Here is a 19227-nt window from a genome sequence, read left to right as displayed (position 1 = left end):
CGGTGGCGGCCTGGCCGCCACCGGCGCCCGCTGACGGCAGGTCGCCGCCCGCGCGGGCCGGGACCCGCGTCCCGCCCCGGACCCGCGTCCCGCCTACTTCGGCGGCATCAGAACCGAGTCGACGATGTGCACGGTGGCGTTGGCCGTCTTCACGTCGCCACAGCCCACGGCGGCCTTGCCGTTGACCTTGTAGGAGTCGCCGGATCCGCTGGTGGTCAGTTCCTCCTTCGCCAGCGTCGGGTACGAGCCGTCGGCCAGCTTCGCCTTGTCCAGCGGCTCACCCACCACGTGGTAGGTGAGGATCTTGGTCAGGGTCTTCTTGTCGGCGAGCACCTTCTCCAGGTCGGCCTTCGGGATCTTGTCGAAGGCGGCATTGGTCGGCGCGAACACCGTGATGTCCTTCGAGCTGTTCAGGGTGTCGACGAGCCCGGCCTTCTTGACCGCGCTCACCAGGGTCGACAGTTCGGGATTGTTGCTCGCGGCAGTGGCGACCGGGTCCTGGGCCATGCCCTTGAAGCTGCCCTTGCCGGTCTTGGGAACCGCCGCGCAGGCGGAGCCGAACTCGCCGCTCGCAGCCTCCGGCTTCTTCGGCTCCGAGTCCTTCGGCGCGGACTTCTCCTTGTCCGACGCCTTCTCGCCGCCGCCGCTGTCGCTCGAACAGGCGGCGACCCCCATGGGCAGCAGGGCGAGGGCGGAGACGGCGACGAGCGTACGGCGGATGCGTGAGGTGTTCATGGTGTTCTCTCCTGGGGTTCGGGAACTCCGTCGGAGTCCCTGAGTCGGTTGACGGGCGGTCTGTGGGAGCTCGGTGGGATCAGGTCACGTCGACCACCACCGAGTGCCGTCCGGTCGCGCCGTCGGGAACCGTCCCGACGCGTTCGGCGGTCTGTGTCACGCCGCGCCCGTCCGTCGCCCGCACCTGGAGCCGGTGGCTGCCCGGGGTGGCCCGCCATTCCCAGACCCACTGCCGCCAGGTGTCGCGGCTGTCCTCCTCGGCCAGGGCCGCCTTGCGCCATGGGCCGTCGTCGACGCGCACCTCCACGCGTTCGATGCCCCTGTGCTGTGCCCACGCGACGCCGGCGACCCGCACCCTGCCGGGCCGCACGGAGGCGAGCGGCTTGGGCGTGTCGATCCGGGACTGCGTCTTCACCGGCGCCTCGCGGGCCCAGTCGCGCTTGACCCAGTACACGTCGTAGTCGTCGAAGGTCGTCAGCTCCAGGTCGCGCAGCCACTTGCAGGCCGACACGTAGCCGTAGAGCCCGGGTACGACCATGCGGACGGGGAAGCCGTGCTCGAAGGGCAGCGGCTCGCCGTTCATGCCGACCGCGAGGAGCGCGTCCCGGCCGTCCATGACGGTCTCGACCGGACTGCCCAGCGTCATGCCGTCCACCGAACGGGCCACCAGCTGGTCCGCCGGCCCGCCGCGGGACGGCGGCCGCACCCCGGCCTCCCGCAGCAGATCTGCCAGGGGCACGCCGAGCCAGCGCGCGTTGCCCGCGTAGGACCCGCCGACCTGGTTCGAGACGCAGGTGAGCGTGATATGCCGCTCGATCAGCTTCCGGTCCAGCAGGTCGTCGAAGGCCAGCGTCAACGGACGGCGCACACCGCGCCCGTGGACGCGCAGCCGCCATCCCGCCACGTCGACGCGGGGGACGGTCAGCGCGGTGTCCACGCGGTAGAAGTCCTTGCCGGGCGTGACGAACGGTTCCACCCCGTCGATCCCGAGGTCGGCCCCGCGCGGTACCGGTGCGGCACGCGAGGCGGGCGCGGGAAGCACGACGGACGACCGGGAGGCGGCGGCCCGCGCACGCCGCGAACCGTTGAGGCGGCGGCCGAGCAGCCCCGCTCCCGCCGAACCCGCGAGGACCGCCCCTGCCGTGACGGCGAAACCGCGCCGGTCGAAGGAGGCCGCTGAGGCCGGACGCCCGGCGTCCCCCGCGGAGGTGCCCGGGCCGCCCGGCGCGGCGGGCTCGGGGTCGGTGAACTCCCGGGCGGGCGACGGCACTTCGGTCAGCCGGGCCGCGAGGAGCAGCAGCACACCGGCGCCCGCAAGAGCGCCCAGCGCCGACGGGACCGCCGCCGCCGGCCCGGCCTCCGGCCGTTCCAGGGCGGCCGCGGCCCCGGCCGCTCCGAAGGCGAGCACTCCCGCGGCACCCGTGCGCGGACGCCGCAGCGAGAGCAGGCCGAGGGACAGGGCGGACAGCACCAGCAGCGCCACGATGCCCAGTTGGAGTGCGAGCTTGTCCTGATCGCCGAAGGTGCGGATCGCGAAGTCCTGCACCGCGGCCGGGGTCCGGTCGATGACGGCGCCGCCGACCGCGGTCAGCGGGCTCGCCTCCGGACGCACGGCCACCGACGTCAGCTCGGCGACGGCCAGCGCCGCGACACCTGCCGAGAGGCCCCCGGCCATGCCCAGCACGGCGCGCAGCCCTCGAAGTCGGCGCCGTCCCCCGTCGGGGCGGACGGCGCCGGCGGAGACCGGCTCCGGGGTGTTGTCCGCGGCCGTGTTCGCCGTCGTCTTCGCGGTCGTCTCTCGGTCGGTGGTCACATCCCGCATTCGGGGCACGGGGGCGCCGGGATTGGTCCGGCTGGGGGAAATCCCGCAGTTCAGGCCGCCGAGAAGAAAGCTCCGCACGCGACCAAGCCGCCGCTCCGCGGGCTCCGAAGCACCCCGAGAGGGATTGTTCGCGGGCTACGTGAGGAGCGGCATGGCAAGCGGCAGCGACGGGGTCTGCGGCGGTCGCCGGATCGCCGTGGTGGGCAGCGGAGTTGCGGGCCTGACGGCCGCACACGTGCTCCGGCGCACCGACTCGGTCTCACTGTTCGAAGCGGACGATCGCCTCGGCGGGCACGCGCACACCCATGACGTCCCGTATGCGGACGGCCGCTTGCGGCAGATCGACTCCGGATTCATCGTCCACAACGAGCGCACGTATCCGCTGCTGCTGCGTCTCTTCCGTGAACTCGGCGTCCCCACGCAGGAGTCCGAGATGAGCATGTCGGTGCGGTGCCGGGGCTGCGGCCTCGAATACGCGGGTGCGCGCGGGCTCCGCGGCGTGTTCGCCCAGCCCCGGAACGCCGCCCGCCCCCGCTTCCTGCGGATGCTCGCGGAGATCCCCCGATTCCACCTGCGGGCCCGGCGGGTGCTGGAGCGGGCCGGGGGCAAGGACGGCGAGAGCGACGAAGACGCCGTCACCCTGGGCGAGTTCCTCTCCCGCGGCGGCTTCTCCCCGTACTTCGTCTCGCACTTCACGACCCCGCTGGTCGCCGCAGTCTGGTCCTGCGACCCGGCCACGGCGCTGCGCTACCCGGCCCGCTATCTGTTCCGCTTCCTCGACCACCACGGCATGCTGAGCGTCGGCGGGTCGCCCTCGTGGCGCACGGTCACCGGCGGCTCGCGCACCTACGTGGAGCGGATCGCCAAGCAGCTCACGGCAGTTCACACCTCGACATCGGTGCGCGCAGTGCGCCGATACCCCGACGGCGCCGAGGTCGTCACCGAGGACGGGACCGCGCACCGCTTCGACGCGGTCGTGATGGCCACCCACGCCGACCGCGCTCTGCGACTGCTCGCCGACCCGACCGACAGGGAACGGCAGGTACTCGGCGCGTTCCGCTACTCCCGCAACCCCACGCTGCTGCACACGGATCCGTCGGTGCTCCCGCGGGCCCGCGGAGCCCGCGCCTCGTGGAACTACCTGATGCCCTCCTGCCGTTCGGCCGCGGGATCGGTCCGCATCAGCTACGACATGAAGCGGCTCCAGCGCCTGGACGGCCCGGAGCACCCGCTGGTCACCCTGGGCGGCGGGGAAAGCGTGGACCAGGCTTCGGTGCTGGCCCGGATGGTCTACGAACACCCCGTCTGCACGCCGGAGTCGGTGGCGGCGCAGCACCGTCTGCCCGAACTCTCCTCCGCCGTGACCGCTTTCGCGGGTGCCTACCACGGCTGGGGCTTCCACGAGGACGGTTGCCGCTCGGGCGTGGCCGCCGCCGCGGCGCTGGGGGTGCGGTGGTGAGCCCGCGCAGGGAAAGTCAGGGCCCGCCGGGTGAAGGAGCCCTCTACCACTGCCTGGTGACGCACACCCGCAGCCATCCGCTGCGTCACACGGTGCGGCACCGCACCTACATGTGGCTCGCGGACATCGACCGGTTGCCGCGCCTGCCACGCCCGCTGCGTCCGCTTGCCCGCTTCGAGAGCCGCGACCACTTCGGCGGCGGCGCCCCGACCATCCGGGCCGGGCTGGAGCGGTTCCTCGCCGCACGCGGAGTCGGCGCGCCGACCGGGCAGGTACTGATGCTCACCAACGCCCGGGTCCTGGGCCATGTGTTCAACCCGCTCACGCTGTACTGGTGCCACCGCGCCGATGGCCGGCGTACCTGCGTGGTGGCGGAGGTGCACAACACCTACGGCGAACGCCACTGCTACCTGCTGCACCCCGACGAGGACCAAGTGGCCACCACCGGCAAGGAGTTCTACGTCTCGCCGTTCTTCCCCGCCGACGGCGCCTACCGGATGCAGCTGCCGGAGCCCGGCGAGGAGCTGCGGCTGACGGTCCGTCTGGACCGCGCGGGACGCAGCCCGTTCACCGCGACCGTGCGGGGACGGAGACGCCCCGCCACCACGGCCGGAATACTCCGGACAGCGCTCCGGCACCCCTGGCCGACAGCCGCCGTGTCCATCGCGATCCGGCTGCACGGGATCCGCCTGTACCTGCGCGGACTGCCCGTCCGTCCCCGACCCCGTCATCCGAGTCAGGAGGGCCTGGGGTGAGCTTGTACCCACCGTCCGAATCCGCGCGGCCCGGACTGCCCGTCGAAGCCGCGCAGTCCGCCCCCGGCGCCGCCGACCCGCCGCGCTGGCCCGACATCACCCGTGAACCGCCGCCCGCGCCCGTACGCACCGCCGTCGCGGGCCGGATCGTGCGCGGCGCCCTGGAGCGTCTGCCCCTGCGGGTGAGGACACCCGCCGGTGAGGTCCTCGGCCGGGGCGGGCCGCTGCTCCAACTGCACGACCCCGACGCCTTCTTCCGCCGGATCGGCCGCGCCGGGCTCATCGGCTTCGGGGAGTCCTACATGGCGGGGGAGTGGGACGCGCCCGACCTCGTCGGCGTGCTGACCGTCCTGGCCGGGCACGTCGGCGACCTCGTACCGCCGGGCCTGCAGCGGCTGCGCGGGCTGTGGGCGCGCCGGCACCCCGCACGTCAGCGCAACACGGAAGGCCGCGCACAGGAGAACGTCCACCACCACTACGACCTGTCCAACGAGCTCTTCGCGCTCTTCCTCGACGAGACGATGAGCTACTCCTCCGCGCTCTTCCGCGGCCTGCCCGCTTCCCGGTCCGACCTCGCGGCCGCCCAGCGCCGGAAGATCGACCGGCTGCTGGACCTCGCCGAAGTCGGCCCCGGTACACGGCTGCTGGAGATCGGCACCGGCTGGGGCGAACTGGCGCTGCGCGCCGCCGAGCGGGGAGCGCACGTCGTCACCACCACCCTCTCCGCCGAGCAACTGGCCCTGGCCCGCGAGCGGATACGCGAAGCCGGCCACCAGGAGCGGGTGACCCTGCTGCTGCGCGACTACCGGCAGCTGACCGGCTCCTACGACGCCGTCGTCAGCGTCGAGATGATCGAAGCCGTGGGCGCGGAGTTCTGGCCCGTCTACTTCGAGACCGTCGACCGGCTGCTGGCGCCCGGCGGACGGGCGGCCCTCCAGGCCATCACCATGCCGCACGAGCGGATGCTGGCAACCCGGCGTACCTACACCTGGATCCAGAAGTACGTCTTCCCCGGCGGCTTCCTGCCCTCGCTCGACGCCCTCACCCGCACGGCGCGGGACGCGACGGGGCTGCGCCTGGCGCGGCAGGACGCCTTCGGACCGCACTACGCGGAGACGCTGCGGCTGTGGCGGGAGCGGTTCACGGAACGCGCCCCCGACGTCGCGGCCCTCGGCTTCGACTCCACCTTCGAGCGGATGTGGACCTTCTACCTCGCCTACTCCGAGGCGGGGTTCCGCTCCGGCTACCTCGACGTGAGGCAGCTGCTGCTCACCCGTCCCGACGACACCGCGGATCCCGCGAACGAGGAGAGCGCATGAACCCGGACGGTGCCGCACAACGCCTCTCACCCCTGCTCCGCGCGGTGCTCGGCAACCCTCTGCCCGTCCGGCTGCGCGCCTGGGACGGCAGCGGGACCGCCCCCGGCGAGGCGGCCGAAGACGCAGCCGTCGTAGTGCTCCGTTCGCCGCGCGCACTGCGCCGGCTGCTGTGGCAGCCCGGCGAACTCGGCCTCGCCGAGGCGTACATCACCCAGGACCTGGACGTCGAGGGCGAGTTGGCCGACGCACTGCGCACCGTCCGGGGCACCGTGCGGTCACGCGGTCCCCGCCCGACCCGGCTGAGCACGGGCGACCGTGCCCGCGCGCTGGTCACACTGCTGCGGCTGGGCGCCGCGGGCCCCCGGCCTCCCGTGCCCGCCCTCCGGGCCAGCCCGGCCGGACGGCTGCACAGCCGCGCCCGCGACCGCGCCGCGATCAGCCACCACTACGACCTGCCCAGCGACTTCTACGCCCTGTTCCTGGATGCGTCGATGGCGTACTCCTGCGGCTACTGGCGGCGCCCCGGCGACCCCGCGTACGGCCTCGCCGACGCCCAGCACGACAAGCTCGATGCCGTCTGCCGCAAGCTGGGCCTGCGCCCCGGGGACACCCTTCTGGACGTCGGGTGCGGCTGGGGCTCGCTCACCGTGCACGCCGCGCGTCATCACAAGGCCCGGGTCACGGCCGTCACCCTGGCACGGGAGCAGGCGGAGACCGTGACCCGGCGGGTCCGTGCGGAGGGCCTGGAGGAACTGGTCGACGTGCAGTTGCGCGACTACCGCGACATCCCACCGGGTACGTACGACGCGGTCGCCGTCATCGAGATGGGCGAACACGTCGGCGACGCCGAATACCCCGCGTTCGCCGACTCGTTGCGCGCGATGCTCCGCCCGCGCGGCCGGGTGCTCGTCCAGCAGATGTCCCGGGGGAGTGTCGCCCCGGGCGGCGGCGCCTTCATCGAGAGCTACATCGCCCCCGACATGCACATGCGTCCGCTCGGCGACACCGTCTCGCTCCTGGAGAGGGCCGGTCTGGAGGTCCGGGGGGTGGAGTCGCTGCGCGAGGACTACGTGCGCACCGTCGCGGCCTGGCACCGGACCCTGGAGGAGCGGCGGGCCGAAGTGGTGCGGCTGGCGGGCGAGGAGACCGCCCGCGTGTGGCGGCTGTACCTGGCGGGAGGGATGCTCGCCTTCGAGGAGGGACGGATGGGCGTGGACCAGATCCTGGCCGTGCGCGCCGACGCCGACGGCCGCAGCGGAATGGCAGGGGGCGTCAGGTGAGCGGCTTCCCGTGGGGCCACTTCTGGCTGAACCTTGCCGCGTCCGGCGGCGCGGCCCTCGCGGTCATGCTGGCCACCTTCGGCGTCGCCGTCGTCAAGGGAGTGCACCGCGTCGTCGACGTGGCCTGGGGGCTCGCCTTCACCGCCGTCGCCCTGCTCACCTTCGTGCTCTCCGACGGGCAGGGCCACGACGGGCGGCGGCTGATCGTGACGGTGCTGACGGCGGCCTGGGGACTGCGGCTCGCCGGGCACATCGCGCTGCGCGGCCGGGGCCACGGCGAGGACCCGCGGTACGCGCGGATGCTGGCGAAGGCCCCCGGCAACCCGGACCTGTACGCCCTGCGCATGGTGTATCTGCTCCAGGGCGCACTGGTCTGGCTGGTCTCGCTGCCGGTGCAGGCCGCGCAGTACCTGCCCGGCCCGATGAACGCCCTCGCGGCCCTCGGTGTGACGGCCTGGCTGACGGGCTTCTTCTTCGAGACCGTCGGCGACGCCCAGCTCGCCCGCTTCAAGGACGATCCCGGCGCACGCGACCGGAACGGCTTCCGCGTCATGGACCGCGGCCTGTGGAGGCTCACCCGGCACCCGAACTACTTCGGGGACTTCATGGTCTGGTGGGGGCTCTACCTGCTGGCCTGCGGCGACTGGGCAGTCGCCGCGGCGGCCGTCGTCTCCCCCGTGGTGATGAGCCTGCTGCTGACCGTGGGGAGCGGGAAGCGGCTGCTGGAGCGGCAGTTGGCGGACCGCCCCGGGTACGCCGCGTACGCCGCCCGTACCAGCGGCTTCTTCCCGATGCCTCCCCGAGCGCGGGACGGCACCGCACAGCACTGAGCCCCGGGCCCGGCACGGACCCGGGGCCCCAGGGCCCTCAGGCCCCCGGCAGCTCCACCAGGGCGAGCGGCTCGCTCGTCGGCCGGCGTGAACCGCCCGCCGGCTCGACGGTGATGCCCATGGCGGACGCCTCGCCGACGCCGCCCTCCATCAGCACGGCGTCGCTGCCGCCGGCCGACTCCATCAGCCCGGCGGAGCGCATCTTCTCCCCGTCGGCGAACCACAGTTGGTAGACCTTGCCGTCGGGCGGCGCCGCCATCCCGGAGGCGAGGAAAGCGGCCCGGTCGCGGTCCCGGGAGACGACGACGGCGCCCGTGGCGCCGCCCGGCAGCGCGCTCCGGCCGGTCGTCCTCGCATCCGGCGCGGCCAGCACCCGGGCCAGCTCCGCCTGCTGCTGCCGCGTCTGCTCCGCCTGTTCGCGGGCGTTGCGGGCCGACTCGTACTGCCACACGGCGATGCCGCCGAACGCGGCCGCCGCGGCGAGACAGGCCGCGAGCGCGAAGCGGGGCAGCGCACGCAGGCCCGGGGACGTTCCGCCTCCGCGCGGGCCCTCCGCCCCTGGCCGCCCGCCGTGCTTCAGCCTCGGGGGCTCCTGGCGGACCTCGGCGATCCGGCGCAGCACCCGGTCGCGCATCTCGGGCGGCGCCGGTGCCGAGACAGCGAGACCCAGCCGTACGGCCGTGGCCTTCAGCTCCGCGACCTCCCCGTCGCAGGAAGGGCATGCGGCGAGGTGCTGCTCGAACTCCTCGCGTTCGGCCTCCGGCAGCGCGTGCAGGGCGTACGCGCCCGTCAGCGTGTGCAGTTCGGCGCCGGCCCTCACGCCGTCACCCCCAGGCAGTCGCGCAGCCGGATCAGCCCGTCCCGGAGCCGGGTCTTCACGGTGCCGAGCGGCTGCGCGAGCAGTTCGGCGACCTCGCGGTAGGTCAGGCCCCGGTAGTAGGCGAGGACCACCGACTGGCGCTGGAGCTCGGTCAGGGTGCGCAGGCACCTGCGGACCTGTTCGCGTTCCAGCCTCGCCTCGACGGCCTCCGTGACCTCGTCGAACGCGGGTGTCTGGTCGAGCAGCGCGGCCCGGTGCTCGCGGTCCGAGGTCGCCTGTGCCGAGCGCACCCGGTCCACGGCCCGCCGGTGGGCGAAGGTCATCACCCACGACATGGCGCTGCCCTTGTCCGGCTGGAACTGCGCGACCGTACGCCACACCTCCACCAGCACCTCCTGGGCGACCTCCTCGGACTGCGCCGGGTCGCGCAGCACGCTCCTCACCAGCCCGAGCACGGGGCCGGCGATCTGGTCGTAGACCTCGGCGAAGGCGTCCTGGTCGCCGCGTGCGACCTCCGTCAGCAGCTCGGCCAGGTCGGGCCCGGCCCCGCCCTCCGTACCGGCGACGTGCACGGCCTCGTTCACGGTGCGCCACCGTCCTCCCGCTCGGGGACGCGAGGCGCGCACATGGGCGGGGCGCCGGCCGCCTGGATACGGTGCCGCGCGGAACGGCGGAGCCTGGCCGTGGTCATGGTTCCTCCCGGGATGTGTCCACAGAGGTGCTTCGTGGCCGCGGTCCCGCCGGATTGGTCCGGGAACCAGATGGTGACGAGCGGCCGGCGCGGGGCGCGGTCGCGACCGCGCCCCGCGCCGGCGGCCCTCAGCCGGTGAAGTGCATCGAGTCCGGGTCGGGCCCCAGCCGGGTGCCGGAGTCGAGGGCGGCGACGGCCTCCAGGTCCCCCGCGTCCAGCTCGAAGTCGAAGACGTCGATGTTCTCCCTGATGCGGGCGGGCGTGACGGACTTCGGGATCACGACGTTGCCCACCTGGAGATGCCAGCGCAGGACCACCTGAGCCGCCGTCTTGCCGTGCTTCTCGGCGACCGCCTTCAGCGCCGGCTCCTGGAGGAGCTCCTTGCCCTGGCCCAGCGGGGACCACGCCTCCGTCGCGATGCCGTGGTCCGCGTGGAACGCGCGCAGAGCGCTCTGCTGGAGATGCGGGTGGAGCTCGACCTGGTTGAGGGCCGGGACGGTGCCGGTCTCCTCCAGCAGCCGCCGCAGGTGCGGCTCGTGGAAGTTCGAGACGCCGACGGCCTTCGCCCTGCCCTCCGCGTAGATCTTCTCGAACGCCTTCCAGGTGTCCACGTACGTGCCGGTGTCCGGCATGGGCCAGTGGATGAGGTAGAGGTCGACGTAGTCCAGGCCGAGCCGCTCCAGCGAAGCGTCGAACGCGCGCAGCGTGGAGTCGTGGCCCTGGTCGGAGTTCCACAGCTTGGTCGTCACGAAGATGTCCTCGCGCGGCACGCCGGACGCGGCGATGCCCCGGCCGGTGCCGCGCTCGTTCTCGTAGACGGCCGCCGTGTCGATGCTGCGGTAGCCCGCTTCGAGCGCCGTGCCCACGGCGCGCGCCGCCTCGTCGTCGGGCACCTGCCAGACGCCGAAGCCGAGCTGCGGCATGGCGCTGCCGTTGTTGAGGGTGATGGCGGGAACGTTGCTCACGAGCGTTCGTCCTCACGTCGAGTCGGTCAGTGGTTCGAGGTCCTTCTTCCACATGACTCAACGATCATCCGCGGCGGGGCATTCCTGTTGGGCCGTGAGCACCCCCACCTGCGGTCAGTGCTGGTACAGGGCTTCGATCTCCACCGCGTAAGCGGTCTCGATCGCCTTCCGCTTCAGCTTCAGGGACGGGGTGACGAAGCCGTGCTCCTCGGTGAACTGCGCGGCCAGTATCCGGAAGGTCCTGATCGATTCGGCCTGCGAGACCTGCGTGTTGGCGGCCACCACGGCCCGGCGCACCTCGGTCTCGAGGTCCGGGTCGCGCACCAGTTCCTGCGCCCGCATCTCCGGCTTCTCCCGCATCGCCAGCCAGTGCGTGACGGCGTCGGGGTCGAGGGTGACGAGAGCCGAGACGTACGGGCGGTCGTTGCCGACGACGATGCACTGGGCGACCAGGGGGTGCGCGCGGACGCGTTCTTCCAGGACGCCGGGGGAGACGCTCTTGCCGTTCGAGGTGACCAGGATCTCCTTCTTGCGCCCCGTGATCGTCAGGTAGCCGTCCTCGTCGAGCGAGCCGAGGTCGCCGGTCGCGAGCCAGCCGTCGTGCAGCGCTTCGTCGGTGCCCTTGGGGTTGTTGAGGTAGCCCTGGAAGACCTGGCCGCCGCGGAGCCAGACCTCCCCGTCGTCGGCGATGTGCACCGTCGTTCCGGGCAGGGGCTGGCCGACGGTGCCGAACTTGGTCTTGTCGGGCGGGTTGACGCAGGCTCCGGCGCTGGTCTCCGTCAGGCCGTAGCCCTCGTAGATGCGCATGCCGATGCCGTCGAAGAAGAGCCCGAGGCGCCGCTCCATCGCCGAGCCGCCCGACATCGCCGAGTGGCAGCGTCCGCCCATGGCGTCGCGGAGCTTGCTGTAGACGAGGGTGTCGAAGAGCTGGTGCTTGATCCGCAGGGCCGGGCTCGGGCCGGGTCCCGTGCGGAAGGTCTTGTGCTCGACCGCCTCCGCGTAGCGCACCGCCACGTCCACCGCCTTCTCGAACGGGCCGAGTTTGCCCTCGAGTTCGGCCTTGCGGCGCGACGCCTGGAAGATCTTCTCGAACAGGTGCGGCACGGCGAGCATGAACGTCGGCTTGAACGACTCCAGGTCCGGCAGCAGCGCCTCGGCCGCCATGACGGGCTGGTGCGCCAGTTTCAGCTTCGCGCGGACGCACACCAGCTGCACCATCCGCCCGAAGACGTGCGCGAGCGGCAGGAAGAGCAGCAGCGAGGGCGGTTCGCCCGGCTTGGAGCTGAAGACCTTCTGGTAGCGGTGGATCAGGGCGTCGGAGTCGGCGAGGAAGTTCGCGTGCGTGAGCACGCAGCCCTTGGGGCGTCCCGTCGTGCCCGAGGTGTAGATGATCGTGGCCGTCGAGTCCGGGGTGACGGCGAGCCGGTGGCGGTGGACGATGTCGTCGTCGAGGTGGGTGCCGGCGGCCATGAGTTCCTTCTCCGCCTGCGCGTCCAGCTGCCACAGCCGCTTCAGGCGCGGCAGCCGGTTGATCACGGAGCCCACCGTCATGGCGTGGTCCTCGTGCTCGACGATGGCCGCGGCGACCTCCGCGTCGTGCATCATCCAGCAGACCTGCTCGGCGGAGGAGGTGGGGTAGATGGGCACGACCTGGGCGCCGATGGACCACAGCGCGAAGTCGAGGAGGGTCCACTCGTAGCGCGTGCGGGACATCAGGGCGACCCGGTCCCCGAAGCGGATCCCCTCGGCCAGCAGCCCCTTGGCCATGGCCAGTACCTGGTCGCGGAACTCGGCGGCGGTCACGTCCTGCCACTGGCCTGCTGAATCCTTACGGCACAGCGCGACCCGGTCGGGGTCCTCGGTGGCATAGTCGAAAACGGCGTCAGCCAGCCCCCCAACTTGGGGCGTGGGCGCCACAGCCGGGACGGTGAACTCGCGCAATGGTTCTGCTCCTCGACATGCAGTGCACAGCTGTATTGCACAGCGCGAGCGACCGTATCCGATGAAACGGCTGGTGGGGAGGGGTGCTGTTTCCAACAAGCCTGGCATTTGCGGGCATTCCGGAAACTCGTTCCCAGGTTGTTGCACCCCGCGCGACGTTTCTGCACTGAACCTCCCCGAGTAAACCGGTCGCTCAGTACGCGTGACGAGGGCAAGCCGCGAACCCCCCGGCGCGGGGCGAATCGCCCCCGCCGGGCGCCGTGCCGCCGGGCTTCCGCGCACACCGGATACGGCGAACGCTCCCCGGCGCCGTGACGCATCACACCGCACGGACCATGCCGCAGGGGCCTCTCCGCGCTCCGGGGGCACCGGCCGCGCCGATACGATCTCCGGGGATGCACCGCGCCTTTCCGGTGCACACGGCCCGTACGGCGAATGCGTCCGTACGCAGCAGCCGCATTTTCAGAGGGAGTTCCTTGCACCGCCTGGCACGACTGGCCGACCCCTACATCGCACTGCTTCTCGGCACCGTCCTCCTCGCCGTCCTCCTGCCGGCGAGCGGCGGCGCCGCCACGGCTCTCGGATGGGGCACCAAGGCCGCCGTCGGGCTCATCTTCTTCCTCTACGGCGCCCGGCTCTCCTCGCGGGAGGCGCTGCAGGGCGTCCGGCACTGGCGGCTCCATCTGACGGTCGTCGCCTGCACCTTCGCCGTCTTCCCGCTGCTGGGACTGGCGACGCACGGGCTCGTGCCGTACGTGCTGACGCCGGAGCTCCAGGCGGGGCTGCTCTTCCTGTGCCTGGTGCCGTCCACCGTCCAGTCCTCCATCGCCTTCACCTCCGTCTCGCGCGGCAACGTGCCCGCGGCCATCTGCGCCGGGACGTACTCCAGCCTCATCGGGATGGCCGCGACGCCGCTCCTGGCGGCCTGGCTGATCGGCGGCCACGCCGCGATCGGCGCCGACGCGCTGGTGGGCATCGTCTGCCAACTCCTCGCGCCGTTCCTGGCCGGGCAGTTGCTGCGGCGCTGGATCGGCGGCTTCCTCACGCGCCGGCGGCGCGTCCTCGGCGCCGTCGACCGGGGGTCGGTGCTGCTGGTCGTCTACACGGCCTTCAGCCAGGGCGTCGTCGAGGGGATCTGGGGGCAGATCACGCCGCTGCGGATGACCGCCCTCGTCGGCGTGGAGGCCGCGCTGCTGGCTCTGATGCTGGCGCTCACCTGGTACGGCTCGGGCAGGCTGGGCTTCGCCCGCGAGGACCGTGTGGTGACCCTCTTCGCCGGATCCAACAAGTCGCTGGCCGCCGGACTGCCCATGGCCAGCGTCCTCTTCGGGGCGCACGCCGCGCTGGCCGTGCTTCCGCTGATGCTCTTCCACCAGATGCAGCTGATCGTCTGCGCGTTCGTCTCCCGCCGCTGGGCGGCCGGGGCACCGCAGGTGCGCGCCTCGGGAGGGGCCAGGCGGGCAGACGGCGAGAGTCCGTCGCTCACGTACAGCAAGTAGGACTCCCGGCCGGGCGCTCGGGCAGCCGCGCCTGCCGGGCCCGGCGTTCCGCTGCCGTCGCCCGCCCGGGGGCCGCGCGTCTCACTGGGGCACGCGTTCTCCCCGTCCGGCGGATCGAGGAACGCCCCTGTCCGCAATGTGCGGAAGGGTGGGCGCCATGACCGACCAGACCTGGAATCCCCTGCTCCGGGAACAGATCGACTGGCACTGGAGCAACCACCTGCGCCCCCGCCTCGACGGGCTCACCGACGACGAGTACACCTGGGAGCCGGCGCCCGGCTGCTGGAGCGTACGGCCGCGCGGCACGGGCACCGCACCCGTGCAGGCCGGCTCCGGCGCCATGACCATCGACTTCGCCGTGCCGGAGCCCGACCCGGCGCCCCTCACGACGATCGCCTGGCGGCTGGGGCACGTCATCGTCGGCGTGCTCGCGGTGCGCAACGCCGCGCACTTCGGCCGCGCGCCCGCCGACTACCAGTCCTTCGACTACGCGGCGACCGCCGACGAGGCACTGGCCCAGCTCGACGCCGAGTACGCCGCGTGGCGGGCCGGAGCCGAGTCCCTCGGGGAGTCCGGTCTCATGCGCCCGTGCGGCGCCGCCGAGGGACCGTACGCCGAGCGTCCGCTGGCCGCCCTGGTGCTGCACATCAACCGCGAGCTGACCCACCACCTCGCGGAGGTCTGCCTGCTCCGCGACCTCTACGCCCACACCCGCCGGCCGTCCCGCCAGGAGGCGAACTGACATGGCCCGAGACATCCAGATCACCGTCGACTGCGCCGACCCGGCCGCGCTGTCCGCCTTCTGGGCCGAGGCACTCGGCTACCGGCTTCAGGACCCGCCCCCGGGCTACGACACGTGGGACCAGGCCCTCGAAGCCCTGGGCGTACCGCCCGAGAAGCGCAACGACGCCTCCGCGGTGGTGGACCCGGACGGCTCCGGGCCGCGCCTGTTCTTCCAGCGGGTGCCGGAGGGCAAGCAGGTCAAGAACCGCGTCCACCTGGACGTGCGGGCCGCTCCCGGACTGGAGGGCGAGGCGCGGATGGCGGCCCTGGAGGAGGCGGCCGAGCGGCTCCTCGCCCACGGCGCCGTACGGCTCGCGCGCCATGAGCCGGATCCCCCTCTCGGCGCCGGCTTCATCATCATGGCCGACCCCGAGGGCAACGAGTTCTGCCTGGACTGAACAGCGGCCGGCTGCGCGGGAGGAGCGGCCGCGGGCAGGAGGGACCACGGGGAGGCAGGGCCCGGCCGACGCAGGGGGCGCCTCCCGCCGGCCGGGCCCTTTTCCCGTGCAGCAGGCGAGACCGTCAGGCCCAGCCGGCTGTTGTGCGCAGAGCAAGCCGGTGCTCACCTGCGTACACGTTCATCGAAGCGCCGCGGAGGAAGCCGATGAGCGTCAGTCCGCTCTCCGCGGCCAGGTCCACCGCCAGCGACGACGGTGCGGAGACGGCGGCCAGGACCGGGATCCCGGCCATCACCGCCTTCTGCGCGAGTTCGAACGAAGCGCGCCCCGACACCATGAGGACGCACTCGCGCAGAGGCAGCCTCCCCTGCTGGAGCGCCCGTCCGACGATCTTGTCGACGGCGTTGTGCCGGCCCACGTCCTCCCGCAGGTCCAGGAGCTCCCCCTCGGGCGTGAAGAGGCCCGCGGCGTGCAGGCCGCCCGTCCGGTCGAAGACCCGCTGGGCCTCCCGCAGCCGGTCCGGCATGGCGGAGAGCACCTCGGGTTCGAGGCGCACGGGAGCGTCCTGCGGGTCCTCCACGGACCAGCGGGCGGTCGTGCGCACGGCGTCGAGGCTGGCCTTGCCGCACAGCCCGCACGAGGAGGTGGTGTAGACGTTGCGTTCGAGAGCGATGTCGGGGACGGCGACGCCCGGCGCGAGACGGACGTCGACGACGTTGTAGGTGTTGAGGCCCTCGTCGGTGGCGCCCGCGCAGTAGACGATGTTCGCCAGTTCGTCCGCCGCGCCGAGCACGCCCTCGCTGACGAGGAAGCCCGCGGCCAGCGCGAAGTCGTCCCCCGGCGTCCGCATGGTGATGGCGAGCGGCTTGCCGTTCAGCCGGATCTCCAGCGGCTCCTCGGCGACGAGGGTGTCGGGGCGCGTGCTGACCGCCCCGTCGCGGATGCGCAGCACGCGCCGTCGCTCTGTGACCCGTCCCATTCGATCAGTCCCGTCGGTGAGTCCGTCAGTGGCCGGTCCGGCCGGTTCCCCGGGTGCGGTGGAGCCGCTGACCGGCCGGACCGCGGCCGGTCAGCGGTCCGTCATGGCGCGTTCCCGCTGCTGACGTGCTGATAGCCGAATCGGCCCTTGATGCAGAGATTGCCGTGCGTCACCGGATTGTCGTGCGGTGAGGTGACCTTGACGATTTCATTGTCCTGCACATGGAGAGTGAGGTTGCAGCCCACACCGCAGTACGCGCACACCGTCGTCGTCTCCGTCTGCCGCTCCTCGTCCCAGGTGCCGGCCTGGCGCATGTCGAACTCCGACTTGAAGCTGAGGGCGCCCGTCGGACACACCTCGATGCAGTTGCCGCAGTAGACGCACGCCGACTCGGTGAGGGGCCCGTCGTGCTCGACGGAGATCCGGGCGTCGAAGCCCCGGCCCGCCACGGAGATGGCGAAGGTGTTCTGCCACTGCTCCCCGCACGCGTCGACGCACTTGTAGCAGAGGATGCACTTGTCCAGGTCGCGGACGTACAGGTCGTTGTCGACCTTCGGCCCGTCGTTGAGGATGGCGGCGTCCTCGCCGAAGCGGTCGGGCTTCGCCTCGTACTCCTTGATCCACTCGGCGACGCGCGGCGTCGTGGACAGGTCGGCGGCGGAGGCGAGCAGTTCCAGGACGATCTTCCGGCTGTGCCGGGCCCGCTCGGTGTCGGTGCGCACCTCCATCCCGGGCTCCGCCTTGCGCGAGCAGGCCGGGGCGAGCGTGCGCGACCCCTCCACCTCCACGACGCAGACGCGGCAGGCGTTCTTCGGCGTGAGCGTGTCGCCGTAGCACAGCGTCGGGACGTCCTTGCCGGCCGCGTCGCAGGCGTCGAGGATCGTGGAGCCCTCGGGGACCCGGGCGGGCTCGCCGTCGAGTGTGAACTCCACGAGACGGCGCGGGGGATTCAGCGGTACGGCGGTCATGCGTAGGCTCCCAGTCGGTCGATGGCGGACTCCACGGCGTTCCACGCGGTCTGGCCCAGACCGCAGATCGAGGCGTCGCGCATCGCCTCTCCCACCTCGCGGAGCAGCGCGATGTCGGTGGCCGCCTCCGGACCGCCGGCCCGCTCGGCGAGACGTCCGAGGGCCTCCTCCTGCCGGACGGTGCCGATGCGGCAGGGCACGCACTGGCCGCAGGACTCGTCACGGAAGAACTCCGCGATGCGCAGCAGGATGCGCGGCAGCGGCACGCTCGAGTCCAGCGCGAGGACCACGCCCGAACCGAGCGTCGTGCCGGCCGCCCTGGTGCCCTCGAAGGTGAGGGGGATGTCCAGCTCGTCGCCCCGGACGAAGCCGCCGGCGGCGCCGCCGAGCAGGACGGCCCGCAGGTCCCCGGAGACACCCGCGAGGGACAGCAGCTCGCCGAGCGTGGCACCGAAGGGCAGTTCGTAGATGCCGGGCCGCGCCACGCTGCCCGAGACGCAGAAGAGCTTGGGGCCCGTGGACTTGCCGGTGCCGATGGCGGCGTACGCCTCGGCGCCCAGCTCCAGGACGGTCAGCACGTTCACCAGCGTCTCGACGTTGTTCGCGGCCGTCGGCTTCCCGAACAGCCCCTTCTCCACCGGGAAGGGCGGCTTCGAGCGGGGCTCGCCGCGGTTGCCCTCCAGGGAGTTGAAGAGAGCCGTCTCCTCGCCGCAGATGTACGCGCCCGCGCCGCGCCGGATCTCGATGTCGAAGGCGTACCCCTGCCCCAGCACGTCCGGGCCGAGCAGCCCCCGGGCACGCGCCTGCTGGATGGCGCCGGTCAGCACCCGCAGCGCACGGGGGTACTCGCCGCGCAGGTAGAGGTAGCCCTGGTGCGCGCCGGTCGCGTAGCCGGCGATGGTCATGGCCTCGATCAGCGCGTACGGGTCGCCCTCCATCAGCACCCGGTCCTTGAAGGTGCCCGGTTCGCTCTCGTCGGCGTTGCAGACCACGTAGTGCGGCTGGTCCGGCTGGGCCGCGGTGGCCTGCCACTTGCGGCCCGTCGGGAAGGCCGCGCCGCCGCGCCCCACCAGACCCGAGTCGGTGACCTCCCGCAGGACGGCGGCCGGGCCGATCGCGAAGGCGCGGCGCAGCGCCCGGTATCCGCCGTGCGCGCGGTAGTCGTCGAGGGATTCCGGGTCGACGACGCCGATGCGGGACAGCAGCTTCAGCGACGGGTCCCCGGCCTGCGGTACGGCCAGCCCCGCGCCGGGCTCCCCGGGAGCGGCCTGCGGGGCCCGGGCCGCCGCCTCGACGGCCTCCGCCGTGGCGGGGGCGACGACGGCGGTCGCGTACGCGTCCTCCCGTGGTGCGCCGGGGGAGGCGGGCCCGGAACCGTTCGCGCCGTTCACGGAGCCGTTCGCGCCGTTCGGTGAAGGCGCCGACGCCGCTTCCGCGGCGCCCGCGCCCGGCCCGGCGGCCGACGGGCAGCCCTGCCCGGCCCGTATCGCCAGCGCCGCCGGAGCGCGCTCGCACAGGCCGAGGCACGGGCTCGGCTCCCAGACCACTCCGTCGCGAGCCCGGCCCGCCGGGCCGAGGCGCTGCTCGACGTCCGCCCGGAAGGCGTCCGCGCCGGGTGCCGCCGCGCACGCGATGTCCGTGCAGACGTGCACGACCGTGGAGGGCCGGGGACGCATCGAGAACATCGAGTAGAACGTCGCCACCCCGTAGGCCTCGGCAGGGGGGACGGTCAGCCTCCGGCAGAGGTAGCTCAGGGCTCCCTCACTGATCCAGCCCACCCTGTCGTTGACCGCGTGCAGCCCCGGCAGCAGCAGGTCGCGGCGCTCCCGCGCGTCCCGTCCGCCCAGGGCCCAGCGGAGGTCGCCGGTGCTGCGGTCGTCCGCCCCCTCCCAGGCGCTCGCGGGCGGCCCGAGCAGTTCGTCGACGGCGGCCTTCTCCTCGTCCGTCGGCTTGCTGTCACCGAAGCGCAGATCCATCGCAGCC

Annotated in this window: 17 protein-coding genes; 8 read left to right on the top strand and 9 right to left on the bottom strand. The window is 72.8% G+C overall.

What is annotated here, in order from left to right; translation table 11 throughout:
- Positions 1-93: 93 nt before the first annotated feature.
- The gene (locus H181DRAFT_RS14080) at positions 94-735 is read right to left on the bottom strand and encodes a fasciclin domain-containing protein (RefSeq protein WP_045864705.1); all 642 of its coding nucleotides are present in this window, start codon (positions 733-735) and stop codon (positions 94-96) included.
- A 79-nt stretch (positions 736-814) separates the two neighbouring features.
- A complete protein-coding gene (locus H181DRAFT_RS14075) occupies positions 815-2410 on the bottom strand; it encodes a molybdopterin-dependent oxidoreductase (RefSeq protein ID WP_045864819.1) in 1596 nt (531 codons plus the stop codon).
- Positions 2411-2708: 298 nt separating this feature from the next.
- On the opposite strand from H181DRAFT_RS14075, the gene H181DRAFT_RS14070 reads away from it, so the two are divergent.
- From H181DRAFT_RS14070 to H181DRAFT_RS14050, 5 genes are read left to right on the top strand one after another with little or no spacing between them, the layout of a single operon-like run.
- A complete protein-coding gene (locus tag H181DRAFT_RS14070; protein WP_045864704.1) occupies positions 2709-4016 on the top strand; it encodes an NAD(P)/FAD-dependent oxidoreductase in 1308 nt (435 codons plus the stop codon).
- 56 nt (positions 4017-4072) lie between these two features.
- A complete protein-coding gene (locus tag H181DRAFT_RS14065; RefSeq protein ID WP_368073267.1) occupies positions 4073-4771 on the top strand; it encodes a DUF1365 family protein in 699 nt (232 codons plus the stop codon).
- Between the two features lie 35 nt (positions 4772-4806).
- On the top strand, positions 4807-6090 hold the full coding sequence (locus tag H181DRAFT_RS14060) for an SAM-dependent methyltransferase (protein ID WP_045864817.1): 1284 nt from the start codon (positions 4807-4809) through the stop codon (positions 6088-6090).
- On the top strand, positions 6087-7370 hold the full coding sequence (locus tag H181DRAFT_RS14055; protein ID WP_045864703.1) for an SAM-dependent methyltransferase: 1284 nt from the start codon (positions 6087-6089) through the stop codon (positions 7368-7370). The genes H181DRAFT_RS14060 and H181DRAFT_RS14055 overlap by 4 nt, the downstream gene beginning before the upstream one ends.
- Positions 7367-8200: a DUF1295 domain-containing protein gene (locus tag H181DRAFT_RS14050; protein WP_045864702.1), complete on the top strand. Its 834-nt coding sequence runs from the start codon at positions 7367-7369 to the stop codon at positions 8198-8200. The genes H181DRAFT_RS14055 and H181DRAFT_RS14050 overlap by 4 nt, the downstream gene beginning before the upstream one ends.
- A 37-nt stretch (positions 8201-8237) precedes the next feature.
- Here H181DRAFT_RS14050 and H181DRAFT_RS14045 read toward each other — a convergent pair whose 3' ends face one another.
- The 4 genes from H181DRAFT_RS14045 to H181DRAFT_RS14030 form a co-directional block, all read right to left on the bottom strand.
- Positions 8238-9020 (bottom strand): anti-sigma factor, encoded by a 783-nt coding sequence (locus H181DRAFT_RS14045; protein WP_045864701.1) that lies wholly within the window; start codon positions 9018-9020, stop codon positions 8238-8240.
- Complete coding sequence (locus H181DRAFT_RS14040; RefSeq protein ID WP_045864700.1) at positions 9017-9604, bottom strand: sigma-70 family RNA polymerase sigma factor; 588 nt, start codon at positions 9602-9604, stop codon at positions 9017-9019. The genes H181DRAFT_RS14045 and H181DRAFT_RS14040 overlap by 4 nt, the downstream gene beginning before the upstream one ends.
- Before the next feature lie 235 nt (positions 9605-9839).
- On the bottom strand, positions 9840-10676 hold the full coding sequence (locus H181DRAFT_RS14035; protein WP_045864699.1) for an aldo/keto reductase: 837 nt from the start codon (positions 10674-10676) through the stop codon (positions 9840-9842).
- A gap of 114 nt (positions 10677-10790) precedes the next feature.
- Positions 10791-12617 (bottom strand): AMP-dependent synthetase/ligase, encoded by a 1827-nt coding sequence (locus H181DRAFT_RS14030; protein ID WP_045864698.1) that lies wholly within the window; start codon positions 12615-12617, stop codon positions 10791-10793.
- Between the two features lie 476 nt (positions 12618-13093).
- Between H181DRAFT_RS14030 and H181DRAFT_RS14025 the strand changes: the two genes are divergently transcribed.
- The 3 genes from H181DRAFT_RS14025 (at position 13094) to H181DRAFT_RS14015 (ending at position 15297) form a co-directional block, all read left to right on the top strand.
- Positions 13094-14116: a bile acid:sodium symporter family protein gene (locus H181DRAFT_RS14025; RefSeq protein ID WP_078895720.1), complete on the top strand. Its 1023-nt coding sequence runs from the start codon at positions 13094-13096 to the stop codon at positions 14114-14116.
- Between the two features lie 157 nt (positions 14117-14273).
- Positions 14274-14858 (top strand): DinB family protein, encoded by a 585-nt coding sequence (locus tag H181DRAFT_RS14020; RefSeq protein ID WP_045864815.1) that lies wholly within the window; start codon positions 14274-14276, stop codon positions 14856-14858.
- 1 nt (position 14859) lies between these two features.
- Entirely contained in the window at positions 14860-15297 is a 438-nt protein-coding gene (locus H181DRAFT_RS14015; protein WP_045864697.1) for a VOC family protein, read from the top strand.
- A 124-nt stretch (positions 15298-15421) separates the two neighbouring features.
- Here the strand turns inward: H181DRAFT_RS14015 and fdhD are convergent, their stop codons facing one another.
- The 3 genes from fdhD to H181DRAFT_RS14000 all read right to left on the bottom strand — a co-directional run bounded on the left by fdhD (position 15422) and on the right by H181DRAFT_RS14000 (position 19220).
- A complete protein-coding gene (gene fdhD, locus H181DRAFT_RS14010; protein WP_045864696.1) occupies positions 15422-16276 on the bottom strand; it encodes a formate dehydrogenase accessory sulfurtransferase FdhD in 855 nt (284 codons plus the stop codon).
- Positions 16277-16377: 101 nt separating this feature from the next.
- Positions 16378-17244, bottom strand: a complete 867-nt coding sequence (locus tag H181DRAFT_RS14005) for a 2Fe-2S iron-sulfur cluster-binding protein (protein ID WP_045864695.1) — start codon at positions 17242-17244, stop codon at positions 16378-16380.
- Positions 17241-19220, bottom strand: coding sequence for an NAD(P)H-dependent oxidoreductase subunit E (locus H181DRAFT_RS14000; RefSeq protein ID WP_045864694.1), 1980 nt, complete (start codon positions 19218-19220; stop codon positions 17241-17243). The genes H181DRAFT_RS14005 and H181DRAFT_RS14000 overlap by 4 nt, the downstream gene beginning before the upstream one ends.
- Positions 19221-19227: the final 7 nt, after the last annotated feature.

The organism is Streptomyces sp. WMMB 714 (genome assembly GCF_900090125.1).
Taxonomy (GTDB): Bacteria; Actinomycetota; Actinomycetes; order Streptomycetales; family Streptomycetaceae; genus Streptomyces; species Streptomyces daqingensis.
The sequence above is the reverse complement of the archived record's forward strand: the minus strand, read 5'-3'. Positions and strand labels throughout refer to the sequence as shown.

Bases quoted from the DNA above. Each gene is read 5' to 3' on its own strand.
- H181DRAFT_RS14080 (WP_045864705.1), bottom strand. From the start codon at position 735: ATGAACACCTCACGCATCCGCCGTACGCTCGTCGCCGTCTCCGCCCTC.
- H181DRAFT_RS14075 (WP_045864819.1), bottom strand. From the start codon at position 2,410: ATGGCCGGGGGCCTCTCGGCAGGTGTCGCGGCGCTGGCCGTCGCCGAG.
- H181DRAFT_RS14070 (WP_045864704.1), top strand. From the start codon at position 2,709: ATGGCAAGCGGCAGCGACGGGGTCTGCGGCGGTCGCCGGATCGCCGTG.
- H181DRAFT_RS14055 (WP_045864703.1), top strand. From the start codon at position 6,087: ATGAACCCGGACGGTGCCGCACAACGCCTCTCACCCCTGCTCCGCGCG.
- H181DRAFT_RS14020 (WP_045864815.1), top strand. From the start codon at position 14,274: ATGACCGACCAGACCTGGAATCCCCTGCTCCGGGAACAGATCGACTGG.
- H181DRAFT_RS14015 (WP_045864697.1), top strand. From the start codon at position 14,860: ATGGCCCGAGACATCCAGATCACCGTCGACTGCGCCGACCCGGCCGCG.
- fdhD (WP_045864696.1), bottom strand. From the start codon at position 16,276: ATGGGACGGGTCACAGAGCGACGGCGCGTGCTGCGCATCCGCGACGGG.
- H181DRAFT_RS14005 (WP_045864695.1), bottom strand. From the start codon at position 17,244: ATGACCGCCGTACCGCTGAATCCCCCGCGCCGTCTCGTGGAGTTCACA.
- H181DRAFT_RS14000 (WP_045864694.1), bottom strand. From the start codon at position 19,220: ATGGATCTGCGCTTCGGTGACAGCAAGCCGACGGACGAGGAGAAGGCC.